This window comes from uncultured Streptococcus sp. (assembly GCF_963528215.1).
Taxonomy (GTDB): Bacteria; Bacillota; Bacilli; order Lactobacillales; family Streptococcaceae; genus Streptococcus.
Genome location: NZ_CAURVL010000035.1, coordinates 1 through 16,524, shown reverse-complemented (window position 1 = coordinate 16,524; position 16,524 = coordinate 1). Strand labels below are relative to the sequence as shown.

Here is a 16,524-nt window from a genome sequence, read left to right as displayed (position 1 = left end):
TAAATCGTTAGGTCGGGTAACCGGCGCGGGGGTTCGAATCCCCCATTCTCCGTATGAATAAGGAGTTTAGCATTTGCTATCTCCTTTTCTTATACTTTCTTGTCCTGTTTAGTGAGGTTTTTCTGATGAATCGATTTAAAAAGTCTAAGTTTCTGATTTCTTTTTTTGTATTGGTTGTTGCAATGACGATACTCATCCTATCTACCTCTTCTAGTTGGCTTGTATCAACTACTTCAAATATTATTTCATTGGTAGATAGACTTGTTGGCTCTCCTTTTGCTTTTGTAGCTGATAAAAAAGAAGAAATGTCAGATTTGATGTCTACTTATAGAGAGAATCAGCAGCTCAAGAAAAATCTTTATAAGGTTGAGGAGAAGGCAGGGAAGGCAGATTCCTTAGAAGATGAGAATGAACAGTTGAGAAAACTTCTGGAATTTAAAGAAGCTGATAAAAATCAAATACAAATTGCCAGCGAAGTGATTGCTCGTACGCCAGCATCCTGGAAAAATGAGCTGACTATCGACAAGGGGACATCTGATAATGTGACAGATGCTATGCTAGTAGTCGCTAATGGTGGTCTAGTAGGAAGTGTTTCTGAAACTAGTAGTCAGTCTAGCTTAGTTTCTCTACTGACTAACGAGGAAAACTCAACTAAAATTTCTGTTAGGGTTCAAACGAAGTCTGGTCCAATTTATGGGATTATAACTGGATATGATGAAAAAAACTCTGCTTATATCATCAGTCAGTTAAATAGTGCTGAAGATATAAAAGAGGGAGATGAGGTGACAACCAGTGGTTTGGGTGCTTATAATGCAGAAAATATTCCTGTCGGTAAGGTACTTTCTGTGTCTGAGGCTAAGGATCAGTTAAATAAGGTTGTCCTGGTTAAGCCGGCTGCGGATTTGTCGGATATTCGTGCTGTAATGTTGGTAGGGAACTGATATGAGAGATATTAAAGAACATCTTTTGACTCCTATTATTTTATTTTTTGTTTTATTGATTGATGGGCAGATTTCGACTTTTCTGGCTAATATTCTGCCTTTACAATGGCATTTAGTCATTCATTTTATCTTTATTTTCATGCTTTTTGTGTCCATCAACCTCTCTAGAAACTACAATATTCTCTTATTTTGCTGTCTGGGGGTGATTTACGATGTTTACTATTTTCATACCATCGGTATTGCTCTTATTCTTTTTCCTCTTTTAAGTCTCTTGGTTTGTCAGTCTAGTTCGACTATGCTTTTAAATAAATTTACTCGCTTTTTATCTGTTTTGATTCTTGTATTTTTATTTGAATTAACTAGTTTTGCTTTTGCAGTATTTTTGAATCTTTCTAGTCTGAATTTACAAGATTTTGTCCTTAGCAGTTTAGTACCAACTATACTCCTCAATAGCTTGATATTCCTCATTTTTCAGCCTATTTTCGAAAAAATATATTTATGATAAACAAGAAATAAAAATGTAACAAATGCGTAACATATGATACGGTATTTTCTGGTATACTAGATAATGTCTTATAAGAAGGAGTGTATTATTTTTATGAAGAAAAAACTACTCACATCAATTTTATTGAGTACAGTTATCCTTTCACAAGGAGCTGCACTTGTGAGCGTTAAAGCGGAGACAACTGATGAAAAGATTGCTGCACAAGACAGCAAGATTAATAGTTTGACAGAGCAACAACAATCTGCTCAGGCACAAGTCAACGAGATTCAAGGCCAAGTATCTGCTATTCAAAAGCAACAAGAAGATCTTAAAGCAGAAAATGAAAAATTGTCTGCTGAATCTGCAAGACTTTCTGCTGAGATTGATGAACTGTCTAAAAACATCGTAGCTCGTAATGAGTCACTTGCTAATCAAGCACGTAGTGCCCAAACAAACGGAACTGTTACTAGCTACATCAATACAGTTGTAAATTCTAACTCTATCACAGAAGCTATCTCTCGTGTAGCAGCTATGAGCGAAATTGTTTCAGCAAATAACAAAATGCTGGAACAACAAAAGAAAGATAAAGAAGTAATTGCTGAAAAGCAAGTTGCAAATAACGAAGCAATTAATACTGTTATTGCCAACCAAGAAAAGTTAGCTGATGATGAGCAAACTTTGGCAACAAAACAAGCAGAGCTGAAAGCAGCTCAAGCAGGCCTTGCAGCTGAAAAAGCAACTGCTGAAAATGAAAAGAATTCTCTTCTTGAACAGAAAGCAGCAGCTGAAAAAGCAGCAGCTGAAGCAGCAGCTCGTGAAGCAGCTTATAAAGCAGAACAAGAAACACAACGTCAAGCAGTTGAAGCTTCAGGTAACACTACTCTGCAAGCTCAGGTCCAAGCAGTTGTTAATTCACCTTCATCTTCTGAAGCACCAGCTGCGGCAGCACCTGCAGTGACTCAATCTGTTGCCCGTGCAAATAGACCAGTTTATAGCTCATCTGCCTCTTCTTATCCAGTAGGTCAATGTACTTGGGGTGCTAAGACATTAGCTCCTTGGGCTGGCGATTACTGGGGTAATGGTGGACAATGGTCAGCAAGCGCAGCAGCAGCAGGCTTCCGTGTTGGTTCACAGCCAGAAGTTGGCGCAATTGCATGTTGGACTGACGGTGGATACGGACACGTTGCAGTAGTAACTGCTGTTCAATCTACTACAAGCATCCAAGTATCAGAAGCAAACTACCTTGGACAACAATCAATCGGTAACTACCGTGGATGGTTTAATCCAACAACTGCACAAGGTACAGTTTCATATATCTATCCGAACTAATCAGTAAAAAGCGCCTCTGGCGTTTTTTATTTTTAATTGAAAAATCAACTGAAAAAAGTTACAATGGTAGTTGGGAAAAGTTGTAATTGGACAATGAAAGACGATTTAGAATCTGGAGGGAATCATGTCTTTTTCTGATTTAAAACTCTTTGCTCTTTCTTCTAATCAAGAATTAGCGCAGCGTGTTGCTCAAGAGATTGGATTGCCACTTGGGAAATCAACTGTCCGTCAGTTCTCTGATGGTGAGATTCAAGTGAATATTGAAGAATCTATTCGCGGGAAACACGTCTTTATTTTGCAGTCTACCAGCTCGCCAGTCAATGATAATTTGATGGAAATTTTGATTATGGTAGATGCTTTGAAACGGGCTAGCGCTGAATCAATCAATGTTGTCATGCCTTACTATGGCTATGCTCGACAGGATCGCAAGGCTAGAGCTCGTGAACCAATTACATCTAAATTAGTTGCTAATATGTTGGAAATTGCTGGTGTGGATCGGATGCTGACTATTGACTTGCACGCAGCGCAAATCCAGGGCTTCTTTGACATTCCAGTAGATCACTTGATGGGTGCACCTTTGATTGCTGATTACTTTGAGCGCCGTAATATGACAGGGGGCGACTATGTGGTAGTCAGTCCTGACCATGGTGGTGTGAGTCGGGCCCGTAAGTTAGCAGAGTTTCTGAAAACCCCGATTGCCATTATTGATAAGCGCCGCAGTGTGGACAAGATGAATAGCAGTGAAGTCATGAACATCATTGGTAAGGTGGAAGGAAAAACTTGTATCCTGATTGATGATATGATTGATACAGCGGGAACCATCTGTCATGCAGCTGATGCTCTCGCTGAGGCGGGGGCTGTAGAAGTCTATGCTAGCTGTACGCATCCAGTCTTGTCTGGTCCGGCTATGGATAATATCCAAAAGTCGGCGATTAAAAAATTGGTCGTGCTGGATACGATTTATCTCCCTCAAGAGCGCTTGATTGATAAGATTGATCAGATTTCCATTGCGCATCTTCTAGGGGAAGCCATTGTCCGTATTCATGAGAAACGGCCGTTGTCCCCCTTATTTGAAATAGGGAAAAAATAATCTGATCTGTATGGCTGGGAAGTTTGATTCCTAGTCTCTTTTTATTTCATTCCTACTTTTTTTAAAAAAATCTAACATCAACTTTGGAAGACAACTCAAACTACTTGATGTTTCAAATATAAATAAATGACCATTTAAATATTTGGTAAATTGACAATTTGTCTCATCCCTTGGTATTCTTTGATTTTAGAAATTTTTATGTAGTAAAATTCTTGACTTTTTTTAGAGTTCGAACTATACTTAATAGTAGGTAATATTAGGTAACGGGGAGTTACAATTATTTTTGAAAAGTAAAGAGGAGATGAGATAATGAAAAAGGTTTTACTTTCAAGTGCTGTAGCCCTTTCTCTTTTTGCGGCTGCTGCACCAGTATTTGCTGAGGGTACAGGCAGTCTTTGGGTTAATGACATTGATAATAATGAAGTTCCCCAAGGGAGTACGGACGCAGAATCCGGCAAAATTATGGATGAACTGCAGGCCTATAGAGACGCACAATCAGCTCTGGATCAGCAAGTTGCTGAAGCTAAGAAAGCACCAGTTGGCAAGAGTGCAGTGATGGAGGATCAAGCTGGTAACAAAGTTCTTGTTATTGGTGAAGGAGAGTCGGCTAATGCGGATCAGTCTTCAGAGGCACCGTCTACCACAGATCCATCTACACCGGCTTATTCGGCAGCACCTTACTCCACAGCCTCTTCATCAGTTCCGACTTTTCCGGTACCGTCTCAATCTTCGGCGGCATCCTCTTCAGCAGCAGGTAAAAAGAGGACTAAAAAATCAGAAAATAAAGCAAAAAAAGCTCCGGAAGTAAAAGAAGAGAACAAGGAAAATGAGGAAAACTCTGAAGACAAGTCACTTCCTAAAACAAGTGCAGTCAAATAATTTTGTCTTTAATTTGTGCTAACGCCTAAATATCACTGAGCCTTCGTTCGGTGATATTTTTTATCAAAAATGAAAAATAAAGGATTTTTAAATTATGCAAGAAAAAGATAGGAGTCAAGCTTCGAATAAGAAACAGCTCCTTGTTGTTGGCATCTGCCTCCTACTGGTTTTTCTGGTTATTTTTTCTGTTTTTTATGCTTTCCGTTCTTCAGGAACAGCCAGTAAGCCTCGAGTTTCGCCTCCCAGCAGGATTGAATCGTCAAGCTCTTCTACAGCATATTCTAGTCAGACAGAAAAGGATTATTTAACCGAGCGTTTTGCTAAACTGAAGGCTGTGAATTCAGAAACAATAGGCTATGTCTATGCTCCTGGTACGCAGCTGGATGAGCCAGTGGTGCAAACGAAAGATAATGCGACTTATCTGCTAAAGACTTTTGAAGGAAAGCAAGAACCCTATATGGGTGCGGTCTTCATGGATAAAGATAATCATAAAGATTTCAGCGATCGTCTGACTTGGCTTTTCGGGCATGCTCGGGGCAGCAAGGCAGGAGATCATCGCATGTTTAATGATGTCAACTACTATGATCGTCAGGATTATTTTGACAAACATAGATATGTCGTGATTGAGACTCCTGAGCGTAAGTATTATTATCAAGCTATGGGACTGGTCATCGTGCCGGAAGAGACGGCTTTTTATCGGACGGAGTTTAAGGATGACGAGGACTTTACGACCCAGCTTAGAAATATCTATGAGGCTGCTCGGACAAAGGATCCCAAGATAAAGATTAAGGCGAGTGACCGGTATTTGGTTCTCTCAACTTGCCGTGAGGAAGATGATACGATTCGTTCTAACCTTTATTTGCGGCAGATTCCTGATTCAGAACTGCCAGATTTTCTGGCCAAGCATGGCAAGGAATTGACCTATACTCCGACTCGTTGATTGGCCAGTCACGTGAGATGTGGCTATATCCATTATTTGGCAGTAAAGAATTTTAAGGCAAGGAAAAAGGGACTGAGTGCAAGCTTAGTCCTTTTTTCGGCATCGGAAATTATGTAATAGCTTTTGCTATGCTTCTGCATTTATAGTATAATAGTTCTATTGAGCGGCTGGAGGTATGTATGGATTTAAGTAAGAAATTTAATAAAAACTTAGGAAAAATAGAAATTTCGCTGATTCGTCAGTTTGACCAATCAATTTCTGCTATTCCGGGGGTTCTTCGGCTGACCTTAGGAGAGCCGGATTTTACGACACCGGATCATATCAAAGCGGCAGCCAAGGCAGCGATTGATGCCAATCAAAGCCACTACACTGGTATGAGCGGTCTCTTGGAGCTGCGTCAGGCGGCCAGCAGCTTTGTGAAAGAAAAGTACAATCTGCACTATTGCCCAGAAGATGAGGTCTTAGTCACTATCGGGGCAACAGAGGCCTTGTCGGCTACGCTGACAGCCATTCTAGAAGAAGGTGACAAGGTCTTGCTGCCAGCTCCTGCTTATCCAGGCTATGAGCCTATTGTCAATCTAGTGGGGGCAGAGATTGTCGAGATTGATACGACGGCTAATAACTTTGTCCTCACTCCAGAGATGCTGGAAGCGGCTATTTTAGAACAGGGCGAGCAGCTAAAAGCGGTCATTCTTAATTATCCAGCCAATCCGACCGGCGTGACTTATTCGCGAGAGCAGATAAAAGCTCTGGCGGATGTCCTGGGAAAATACCAAGTCTTTGTGGTCTGCGATGAGGTCTATTCTGAGCTGACCTATACGGAGCAGGGACATGTCTCCATCGCGGAGTATCTGCCTGACCAAACAATTGTCATCAACGGCCTGTCTAAATCTCATGCCATGACTGGCTGGCGATTGGGCTTTATCTTTGCTCCAGCAGTTTTCATTGCTCAGCTGATTAAGAGTCATCAGTATCTCGTAACAGCGGCCAATACCATGGCTCAGTTTGCCGGCATTGAAGCTCTGACAGTTGGGAAAGATGATGCGGAGCCAATGAAGGCTGAGTATATCCAGCGTCGCGATTATATCATAGAGAAAATGGCAGAGCTAGGCTTTAAGATTATCAAACCAGACGGGGCTTTTTATATTTTTGCTAAGATACCAGATGGTTATAATCAAGAATCTTTCGCCTTTCTGCAGGATTTTGCAGAGAAGAAGGCCGTGGCCTTTATCCCGGGGGCGGCTTTTGGTCAATACGGAGAAGGTTATATCCGCCTGTCCTACGCGGCTAGTATGGAGACGATTCAAGAAGCTTTGAAACGCCTCAAGGACTACATGGAGGACTATGCTTAAATCTCTAACAAGTCAAGGTCTGGTTCTCTATAACCGCAATTTCCGTGAGGATGATAAGCTGGTCAAGATCTTTACGGAACAGGCTGGTAAGCGGATGTTTTTCATCAAGCATGCTGGGAAATCCAAGCTAGCACCCGTCATTCAGCCTTTGACTGCAGCGAACTTACTGATGAAAATCAATGATGATGGCCTTAGTTATATCGAGGACTATCAGGATGTGGTTACCTACCATCGCATCAATGAGGATTTATTCATCATGGCCTATGCCAGTTATGTGTCGGCCTTGGCAGATGCCAGTCTTCAGGACAATCAGCCGGATCCGGCGCTCTTTGCCTTTCTGCAGAAAACCCTGGAGCTGATGAATGATGGTCTGGACTATGAAGTGCTGACCAATATCTTTGAGATTCAGATTTTGTCACGTTTTGGAGTTTCGCTGAACTTCCATGACTGTGCTTTTTGTCATCGAACGGGTCTGCCTTTTGACTTCTCTTTCAAATATAGCGGAGTGCTTTGCCCTGACCATTATCACCAGGATGAAAGACGATGTCATCTGAATCCCAACCTTCTTTTTCTGCTGGACCAATTTCAGGCGGTCCGTTTTAGCGAATTGGAGACCATTTCTTTGAAGCCAGATATTAAAAAGCAGCTGCGGGATTTTATCGACCTGCTCTATGATGAATATGTCGGCATCCATCTCAAATCCAAAAAATTTATAGATTCTCTGGGAGACTGGGGAAGCATTTTAAAAGATAAGAACGAGGAATAAATCGAATGAAAAAAATAGCTGTTGATGCTATGGGAGGGGACAATGCCCCTCAGGCTTTGGTCGAAGGAGCCAATCAAGCGGTACAGGAGTTTTCGGATATTGAAATTCTCCTTTATGGCGATGAGGCGAAAATTAAGCCTTATCTGACTGCTGGTGAGCGGGTCCGCATCATCCACACGGAGGAGAAGATTGACTCGGACGACGAGCCGACCAAGGCCATTCGTCAGAAGAAAGAGGCTAGTATGGTGCTGGCAGCCAAGGCTGTGAAGGCAGGGGAGGCAGATGCCATGTTGTCTGCTGGAAATACTGGAGCGCTTTTGGCGGCCGGTTTCTTTATCGTGGGGCGTATCAAGAACATTGACCGACCAGGTCTCTTATCTACTATGCCAACGGTTGGCGGTCAGGGATTTGATATGCTGGACCTGGGAGCCAATGCTGAAAACACAGCCCATCATTTACATCAGTATGCGACTTTGGGTTCTTTCTATGCTGAAAATGTCCGAGGAATCAAGAAGCCGCGGGTGGGTCTCTTGAATAACGGAACAGAAAGCAGCAAGGGCGACCCTCTGCGCAAGGAAGCCTATGAGCTTTTAGCTGGGGATTCGACACTTAACTTTATCGGCAATGTGGAAGCGCGTGATTTGATGGATGATGTGGCGGATGTTGTCGTTGCAGATGGCTTTACTGGTAATGCTGTTCTGAAATCAATTGAGGGAACTGCTATCAGTATCATGGGTCAGCTGAAGAAGTCTATTTTAGGCGGTGGTTTCAAGGCTAAATTAGGAGCTTGGCTGCTCAAGGACAGCCTGCGAGGGCTCAAAAATAGTCTGGACTATTCTAGTGCAGGCGGCGCAGTTCTATTCGGCTTGAAAGCGCCTGTTGTCAAAACGCATGGCTCTAGCGATGCTAAGGCTGTTTATAGCACGATTCGTCAGATTCGCACCATGCTGGAAACAGATGTTGTTGGTAAATCGGTCATTGAATTTTCAGATGCAAAGGAGTAACTATGAGCGAAAAAGAAATTTATGCAAAAATTGTCGAAATCATTCAAGAACATGACAGCAGCAAACTGCATGTCACTCCAGAACTCAGCTTGAAAGAGGAGCTGGGAGTGGACTCTGTTGATTTGATGGAATTTATCATCAATCTGGAAGAAGCTTTTGATATTGAGATTCCTGATGAGGATATGGATAACTTCAAAACAATTTCCGATGTGGTGGCTTATATCCACGAAAAACTGAAGAAGCAACATTAAAAATCAAAGATCGGTATCTTCCGGTCTTTTTTGTATCTTGGAAAGGAAACGATTTCTTTAACTGGATACAGAAAGTTTATACGGAATTTCTTGTAAAATGTATTCAAAGATGATAGAATGAGGGTATAAAACCACGAAAGGCGAATATTAAAATGTCTAATAAGTTATTATATTCGGGAAAAGCTAAGAATATTTTCTCTACAGATGATGAGCAAGTCATTCTGGCGCGCTACAAGGACCAGGCAACGGCCTTTAATGGAGTCAAGAAGGAGCAGATTGCTGGTAAAGGAGTGCTCAACAACCAGATTTCATCTTTTATTTTTGAGAAACTCAATGCAGCTGGTGTGGCGACGCATTTTATTGAGAAGGTTTCGGATACGGACCAGCTAAATAAAAAAGTAGAGATTATTCCTTTGGAAGTGGTGCTGCGCAACTACACAGCAGGTTCTTTTTCCAAGCGTTTTGGAGTAGAAGAGGGCATCGCGCTTGAAACTCCGATTGTGGAATTTTACTACAAAAATGATGATTTGGACGATCCTTTCATCAATGACGAACACGTGAAATTCTTGAAGATTGCTAGCGATCAAGAAATTACCTTTTTGAAAGAGGAGACTCGTCGAATCAATGAGCTCTTGTCAGACTGGTTTCGCCAAATCGGACTGAAATTGATTGATTTCAAGTTAGAGTTCGGCTTTGACAAAGATGGCAAAATTATTCTGGCAGATGAATTTTCACCAGACAATTGCCGCCTCTGGGATGCGGAAGGCCATCACATGGATAAGGATGTTTTCCGGCGTGGCCTTGGTGAACTGACAGATGTCTATCAGGTTGTTTGGGAAAAATTGCAAGCGATTAAGTAAGGACAGGGTGTGAAAAATCATGGACAAGCGTATTTTTGTAGAGAAGAAGAGTAACTTCGGTGTCAAGTCACAGAGCTTGGTGAGAGAGCTGACGCACAATCTTCAATTGAAAACATTGTCAGATCTTCGGATGATTCAAGTGTATGATGTCTTTCATCTGTCAGAAGATTTGGTCGCTCGGACTGAAAAGCATATTTTCTCTGAGCAAGTGACTGATAGATTGCTGACGGAGGAGGAAGTAGATGCTGCACTTGCAGAGACAGCGTTTTTTGCCATCGAAGCGCTGCCGGGTCAGTTTGACCAGCGGGCAGCTAGCTCTCAGGAGGCCCTCTTTTTGCTTGGCGCTGGGACAGATGTTCTGGTGAGGACCGCTCAGCTTTATTTGGTCAATAAAGACATCTCAGACAGCGAGTTGGCAGCAATCAAGAAATACTTGCTAAATCCAGTTGATTCTCGTTTTAAAGATATTGAGCAGCCGATCCAGCTGGAGCAGTTCTCCGAGTCTGATAAGACCATTCCGGTTCTGGACTTCTTTAAGGATTATACGGAAGCGGACTTTAAGGTCTATAAGCAGGAGCATGGTCTGGCGATGGAAGTGGCAGATTTGCTCTTCATTCAAGACTATTTCAAATCGATTGGTCGTTTCCCAACAGAGACAGAGCTTAAGGTTTTAGATACTTATTGGTCCGACCACTGTCGACATACGACCTTTGAGACGGAGTTGAAGAAGATTGATTTTTCGGCTTCTAAATTTGAAAAGCAGCTGCAGGCTACTTATGATAAATACTTGGCTATGCGCGATGAGTTGGAACGTGGGGACAAACCGCAGACCCTTATGGATATGGCGACTATTTTTGGTCGCTACGAGCGAGCTAATGGCCGTCTGGATGACATGGAAGTGTCTGATGAAATCAATGCCTGTTCAGTAGAGATTGAAGTGGATGTGGATGGTGTCAAGGAGCCTTGGCTGCTGATGTTCAAAAATGAAACCCACAACCACCCAACAGAAATTGAGCCTTTTGGTGGGGCTGCGACTTGTATCGGTGGAGCCATTCGTGATCCGCTTTCTGGCCGTTCTTATGTTTATCAGGCTATGCGGATTTCTGGTGCGGGCGATATTACCCAACCGATTGCTGAAACGCGGGCTGGCAAGCTTCCTCAGCAGGTTATTTCAAAAACTGCAGCGCATGGCTATTCTTCTTACGGGAATCAAATTGGTCTAGCGACGACCTATGTCCGTGAGTATTTCCATCCAGGCTTTGTTGCTAAGCGGATGGAGCTGGGTGCGGTTGTCGGTGCGGCTCCTAAGGAAAACGTCGTCCGTGAAAAACCAGCAGAGGGTGATGTGGTTATCTTGCTGGGAGGCAAGACGGGTCGTGATGGTGTCGGCGGTGCCACTGGCTCGTCCAAGGTACAGACAGCTGCGTCTGTGGAGACGGCTGGCGCGGAAGTACAAAAAGGAAATGCTATTGAGGAGCGCAAGATTCAGCGTCTCTTCCGCGATGGCAATGTGACTCGTCTCATCAAGAAATCCAATGACTTTGGTGCTGGCGGTGTCTGTGTAGCTATTGGCGAATTGGCAGACGGGCTGGAAATTGACCTTGACAAGGTGCCGCTCAAATACCAAGGACTTAACGGTACAGAAATCGCGATTTCTGAGTCGCAGGAGCGGATGGCAGTAGTGGTCTGCCCAGAAGATGTGCAACAATTTATCGCTGCAGCAGCTAAGGAAAATCTGTTGGCAGTCGTTGTGGCTAAAGTGACGGAAAAGCCAAATCTAGTCATGCACTGGAACGGGGAAACCATCGTCGATATTGAGCGGAGTTTTCTGGATACCAATGGTGTGCGCGTGGTTGTGGACGCCAAGGTTGTGGATGCTCAAGCAGCACTGCCAGGGCAGACTGTGACTTCTGAAGCAACTTTGGAGCAGGACCTCAAGAGCATGCTCAGCGACCTCAACCATACCAGTCAAAAGGGGCTGCAGACTATCTTTGACAGCTCTGTTGGCCGCTCTACTGTCAATCATCCAATTGGCGGGCGCTACCAGATTACGCCGACTGAGGCTTCTGTGCAGAAATTACCAGTTGAGCATGGCAAGACTGAGACGGTCTCTGTGATGGCACAAGGCTACAATCCTTATGTGGCAGCTTGGTCGCCTTATCATGGCGCAGCTTATGCAGTGATTGAAGCGACAGCTCGCTTGGTTGCTGTTGGTTCAGACTGGTCCAAGGCTCGCTTTTCTTATCAGGAGTACTTTGAGCGGATGGACAAGAAGGCTGAGCGTTTTGGACAGCCGGTCTCAGCTCTGCTTGGTTCGATTGAAGCACAGATTCAGCTGGGTTTGCCGTCTATTGGTGGTAAGGATTCCATGAGCGGAACCTTTGAAGAATTGACAGTACCGCCGACCTTGGTAGCTTTTGGCGTGACTACTTCTACTGCTGGGCGCATCCTGTCTCCAGAGTTTAAGGCAGCAGGAGAGTCCATCTACTATCTGCCAGGGCAGGTCCTGTCTCAGGATATTGACTTTGACTTAATCAAGAATAACTTTGAAAATTTTGTGGCCATTCAGTCCAAGTATCAGATTACAGCAGCCGCCGCTGTCAAATACGGCGGTCTGGCAGAGAGTCTGGCCTTGATGAGCTTTGGTAATCGTATTGGTGCTCAAGTGGATGTTGCTGACTTGCCTTCCGTTTTGCAGGCGCAGTTGGGCGGATTTGTCTTTACCAGTCCTGAGCAGGATATTCTAGGTGCAGTGAAGATCGGTCAGACCAAGCCAGACTTTACCCTGATTGTCAATGGTGTCCAGCTTGAGGGAGCAGAGCTTTTGGCAAGCTTTGAAGGCCGACTAGAACCGATCTATCCGACAGAATTTAAACAGGAAACAATTATTGAAGAAGTGCCGGCTCTTGTCGCTGATACAGTTATCAAAGCCAAAGAGACAGTGGCGGAGCCGTTGGTTTATATCCCAGTCTTCCCTGGAACCAACTCAGAATACGACTCAGCCAAAGCCTTTGAAGAAGCTGGAGCCAAGGTCAATCTAGTTCCCTTTGTCACTTTGGATGAAGTAGCCATTGTTCAGTCCGTTGACACCATGGTTGGCAACATTGACAAGGCAAATATCATCTTCTTTGCAGGTGGCTTCTCTGCTGCAGATGAGCCAGATGGGTCAGCTAAGTTTATCGTCAACGTCCTTCTCAATGAGAAGGTCAAGAAAGCCATTGATACTTTCATTGCTCGCGGCGGTCTCATCATTGGTATCTGTAATGGCTTCCAAGCTCTGGTTAAATCTGGTCTTCTTCCTTACGGAAACTTTGAAGAAGTAGGTGCCAGCAGTCCAACTCTCTTTTACAATGATGCCAACCAACACGTGGCTAAGATGGTTGAGACCCGCATTGCCAATACCAACTCGCCTTGGCTAGCTGGTGTGCAAGTAGGAGATATCCATGCCATTCCGGTTTCACATGGTGAAGGGAAATTTGTCGTGACGGCTGAGGAATTTGCTGAGCTGCGTGACAATGGTCAGATTTGGAGTCAGTACGTAGACTTCGATGGTCAGCCAAGCATGGACAGTAAGTATAATCCAAACGGCTCTCTCTACGCTATCGAAGGGATTATGAGCAAGAACGGTCAAATCATCGGGAAGATGGGCCACTCAGAGCGTTATGAAGACGGTCTTTTCCAAAATATTCCAGGTCAGAAAGACCAGAAATTGTTTGAAAGCGCCGTTCGTTATTTCCAAGCGAGTCACGAATAAAGTTGGCTTGCAATAACAAGCAAAAAAGAAGTCTGCTTGGCCTGTTAGGCCAGGTTTTCTCCCTTTTACAAGACAAAAGAATTTAGGTAAAACAATGACATACGAAGTAAAGTCACTGAATGAAGAGTGCGGTATTTTTGGAATTTGGGGTCATCCACAGGCGGCTCAGGTCACCTATTTCGGACTCCATAGTCTGCAGCACCGAGGTCAGGAAGGAGCAGGCATCCTGTCAAATGACCACGGAAAGCTCAAACGCCACCGCGATTTGGGATTAGTTGCAGAGGTCTTTAAAAACCCAGCAGACTTGGATAATCTGACAGGAGAAGCAGCTATCGGCCATGTCCGCTATGCAACGTCTGGCGGAGCCTCCATCAACAATGTCCAGCCTTTCTTCTTCAGTTTCTATGATATGCAGATGGGCTTGGCACATAATGGCAATCTGACCAATGCCCACTCACTGAGACGGGAGTTGGAAAAGAGGGGTTCCATCTTTGCCAGTTCGTCTGATACGGAAATTCTCATGCACTTGATTCGCCATAGCGAGCAGGAAAATTTCTTAGACAAGCTCAAGGAATCCTTGAGACGAGTTCAGGGCGGCTTTGCCTATCTCATCATGAGAGAGGACAAGCTCTACGCTGCGCTGGATCCTAATGGATTTCGTCCTTTGTCCATTGGCCGCATGAAAAATGGGGCCTGGGTCGTTTCCAGTGAAACCTGTGCTTTTGAAGTGGTGGGTGCCGAATGGGTGCGCGACCTTGAGCCAGGGGAAATCGTGATTATCGATGATGAAGGCGTGATCTACGACAGCTATACGATAGATACTCAGCTGGCTATTTGCTCAATGGAATATGTCTATTTCGCTCGGCCGGACAGCGTCATTCACGGGGTCAATGTCCATGCAGCCCGCAAACGAATGGGCCGCAGACTGGCTCAGGAATTCCAGCATGAGGCAGATATCGTTGTCGGTGTGCCTAATTCTTCCCTGTCAGCGGCCTCTGGCTTTTCCGAAGAGTCTGGCCTGCCAAATGAAATGGGCCTGATTAAAAATCAATACATCCAACGGACCTTTATCCAGCCGACGCAGGAGTTGCGAGAGCAAGGAGTTCGCATGAAATTATCTGCTGTTTCCAGCATTGTCAAGGGCAAGCGCGTAGTCATGGTGGATGACTCTATCGTGCGGGGAACGACCAGCCGACGCATCGTCCAGCTCCTACGAGATGCAGGAGCTGCTGAAGTCCATGTGGCTATCGGCAGTCCAGAACTTAAATATCCATGTTTTTACGGCATTGACATTCAGAATCGTCGCGAGCTCATCTCGGCCAATCATACGGTTGATGAGGTCTGTGAGATTATCGGGGCAGATAGTCTGACCTACCTGTCGCTGGAAGGTCTTATTGAATCAGTTGGTATTGAGACGGACGCTCCGAATGGCGGACTTTGTGTGGCTTACTTTGACGGTCAGTATCCAACTCCGCTCTATGACTATGAAGAGCGCTATCTGGAAAGCCTGAAGGAAAAGACAAGTTTTTATTCAAACAAGGTCAGCGGTAGTTGTCGCAATCTTTTTCAAAAATAAGAGTAAGGAAGAAAATTATGACAAATAAAAATGCATACGCTCAATCCGGTGTGGATGTTGAAGCAGGTTATGAAGTAGTTGAGCGAATCAAAAAGCATGTGGCACGTACAGAGCGGGCTGGTGTCATGGGAGCACTGGGTGGTTTTGGCGGCATGTTTGACCTATCTCAGACTGGGGTCAAGGAGCCGGTGCTGATTTCTGGTACGGATGGGGTCGGAACCAAGCTCATGCTGGCCATTCAGTATGACAAGCACGATACCATTGGGCAGGACTGTGTGGCTATGTGTGTCAATGATATCATCGCTGCAGGAGCTGAGCCCCTTTACTTCCTAGACTATATTGCCACTGGGAAAAATGAACCAGCTAAACTCGAACAAGTTGTTGCTGGTGTAGCTGAAGGCTGCGTCCAGTCTGGAGCTGCCTTGATTGGCGGGGAAACCGCTGAAATGCCTGGCATGTACGGTGAAGATGATTATGACCTAGCTGGTTTTGCAGTCGGGGTTGCTGAGAAGTCAGAGATTATTGATGGCTCTAAAGTCGCTGAGGGCGATGTCCTTTTGGGGCTGGCTTCCAGCGGTATCCACTCAAATGGTTATTCTCTCGTTCGCCGTGTCTTTGCAGACTACACTGGTGAAGAAGTCTTACCAGAATTGGAAGGCAAGAAACTCAAGGAAGTACTGCTTGAGCCGACTCGTATTTACGTCAAGGCTTTGCTGCCGCTGATTAAGGAAAAGCTGGTTCATGGGATTGCCCATATTACCGGTGGCGGTTTTATCGAAAATGTGCCCCGCATGTTTGCCGATGACTTGGCTGCTAAGATTGAAGAAGACAAGATTCCAGTCTTGCCGATTTTTAAGGCCCTAGAAAAATATGGTCACATCAAGCACCAAGAAATGTTTGAAATCTTCAATATGGGGCTAGGGATGATTTTGGCCGTAGCTCCTGAAAATGTGGATCGTGTCAAAGAATTTCTTGACGAGCCTGCTTATGAAGTTGGCCGGATTGTCAAAAAAGAAAGTGAAAGTGTCCTTATCAAATGAAAAAAATTGCCGTTTTTGCTTCGGGAAATGGTTCAAATTTCCAAGTGATTGCTGAGCAGTTTCCTGTTGAATTTGTCTTTTCAGACCATCGCGATGCCTATGTGCTAGAGCGGGCGGATAAGCTAAGTGTCAAAAGCTATGCCTTTGAGCTTAGAGAGTTTGACAGTAAGGCGGCTTACGAGCAAGCTATTGTAGATCTGCTAGAAGAGCACCAGATTGACTTGGTTTGCCTAGCAGGCTATATGAAAATCGTTGGGC

The 16,524-nt window shown here is 44.4% G+C and carries 15 protein-coding genes; all 15 read left to right on the top strand.

Translation table 11 applies throughout. The features are described from left to right. Window positions 1-125: 125 nt before the first annotated feature. On the top strand, window positions 126-941 hold the full coding sequence (gene mreC, locus RWS24_RS09850) for a rod shape-determining protein MreC (RefSeq protein ID WP_314367064.1): 816 nt from the start codon (window positions 126-128) through the stop codon (window positions 939-941). A gap of 1 nt (window position 942) precedes the next feature. Continuing rightward, window positions 943-1,443, top strand: a complete 501-nt coding sequence (mreD, locus tag RWS24_RS09845; RefSeq protein WP_314367062.1) for a rod shape-determining protein MreD — start codon at window positions 943-945, stop codon at window positions 1,441-1,443. Between the two features lie 96 nt (window positions 1,444-1,539). Then, window positions 1,540-2,754 (top strand): peptidoglycan hydrolase PcsB, encoded by a 1,215-nt coding sequence (gene pcsB, locus RWS24_RS09840; protein WP_314367059.1) that lies wholly within the window; start codon window positions 1,540-1,542, stop codon window positions 2,752-2,754. A gap of 124 nt (window positions 2,755-2,878) precedes the next feature. Then, window positions 2,879-3,844 carry a ribose-phosphate diphosphokinase gene (locus RWS24_RS09835; protein WP_002928639.1) on the top strand — a complete coding sequence of 322 codons (966 nt, stop codon included), beginning with the start codon at window positions 2,879-2,881 and terminating at the stop codon, window positions 3,842-3,844. Window positions 3,845-4,153: 309 nt separating this feature from the next. Continuing rightward, complete coding sequence (locus tag RWS24_RS09830) at window positions 4,154-4,723, top strand: hypothetical protein (protein ID WP_314367054.1); 570 nt, start codon at window positions 4,154-4,156, stop codon at window positions 4,721-4,723. A gap of 94 nt (window positions 4,724-4,817) precedes the next feature. Continuing rightward, window positions 4,818-5,663 (top strand): class B sortase, LPKTxAVK-specific, encoded by an 846-nt coding sequence (gene srtB / locus RWS24_RS09825; RefSeq protein WP_314367052.1) that lies wholly within the window; start codon window positions 4,818-4,820, stop codon window positions 5,661-5,663. A 179-nt stretch (window positions 5,664-5,842) separates the two neighbouring features. Further along, on the top strand, window positions 5,843-7,015 hold the full coding sequence (locus RWS24_RS09820) for a pyridoxal phosphate-dependent aminotransferase (protein WP_314367050.1): 1,173 nt from the start codon (window positions 5,843-5,845) through the stop codon (window positions 7,013-7,015). Next, window positions 7,008-7,781 carry a DNA repair protein RecO gene (recO, locus tag RWS24_RS09815; RefSeq protein WP_314367048.1) on the top strand — a complete coding sequence of 258 codons (774 nt, stop codon included), beginning with the start codon at window positions 7,008-7,010 and terminating at the stop codon, window positions 7,779-7,781. The genes RWS24_RS09820 and recO overlap by 8 nt, the downstream gene beginning before the upstream one ends. Before the next feature lie 5 nt (window positions 7,782-7,786). Further along, window positions 7,787-8,785 carry a phosphate acyltransferase PlsX gene (gene plsX, locus RWS24_RS09810; protein WP_125435411.1) on the top strand — a complete coding sequence of 333 codons (999 nt, stop codon included), beginning with the start codon at window positions 7,787-7,789 and terminating at the stop codon, window positions 8,783-8,785. A 2-nt stretch (window positions 8,786-8,787) separates the two neighbouring features. After that, entirely contained in the window at window positions 8,788-9,036 is a 249-nt protein-coding gene (locus RWS24_RS09805; RefSeq protein ID WP_002907649.1) for an acyl carrier protein, read from the top strand. Between the two features lie 152 nt (window positions 9,037-9,188). Continuing rightward, window positions 9,189-9,896 carry a phosphoribosylaminoimidazolesuccinocarboxamide synthase gene (gene purC, locus RWS24_RS09800; RefSeq protein WP_314367042.1) on the top strand — a complete coding sequence of 236 codons (708 nt, stop codon included), beginning with the start codon at window positions 9,189-9,191 and terminating at the stop codon, window positions 9,894-9,896. Window positions 9,897-9,915: 19 nt separating this feature from the next. Further along, window positions 9,916-13,650, top strand: a complete 3,735-nt coding sequence (locus RWS24_RS09795; RefSeq protein ID WP_314367040.1) for a phosphoribosylformylglycinamidine synthase — start codon at window positions 9,916-9,918, stop codon at window positions 13,648-13,650. Window positions 13,651-13,744: 94 nt separating this feature from the next. Then, window positions 13,745-15,226 (top strand): amidophosphoribosyltransferase, encoded by a 1,482-nt coding sequence (gene purF / locus RWS24_RS09790; RefSeq protein WP_314367037.1) that lies wholly within the window; start codon window positions 13,745-13,747, stop codon window positions 15,224-15,226. Window positions 15,227-15,243: 17 nt separating this feature from the next. Then, window positions 15,244-16,266, top strand: a complete 1,023-nt coding sequence (gene purM, locus RWS24_RS09785; protein ID WP_314367034.1) for a phosphoribosylformylglycinamidine cyclo-ligase — start codon at window positions 15,244-15,246, stop codon at window positions 16,264-16,266. Beyond that, the coding region (locus tag RWS24_RS09780) for a formyltransferase family protein (protein ID WP_314367032.1) at window positions 16,263-16,524 on the top strand (262 nt) is incomplete at its 3' end. The genes purM and RWS24_RS09780, both read left to right, overlap by 4 nt.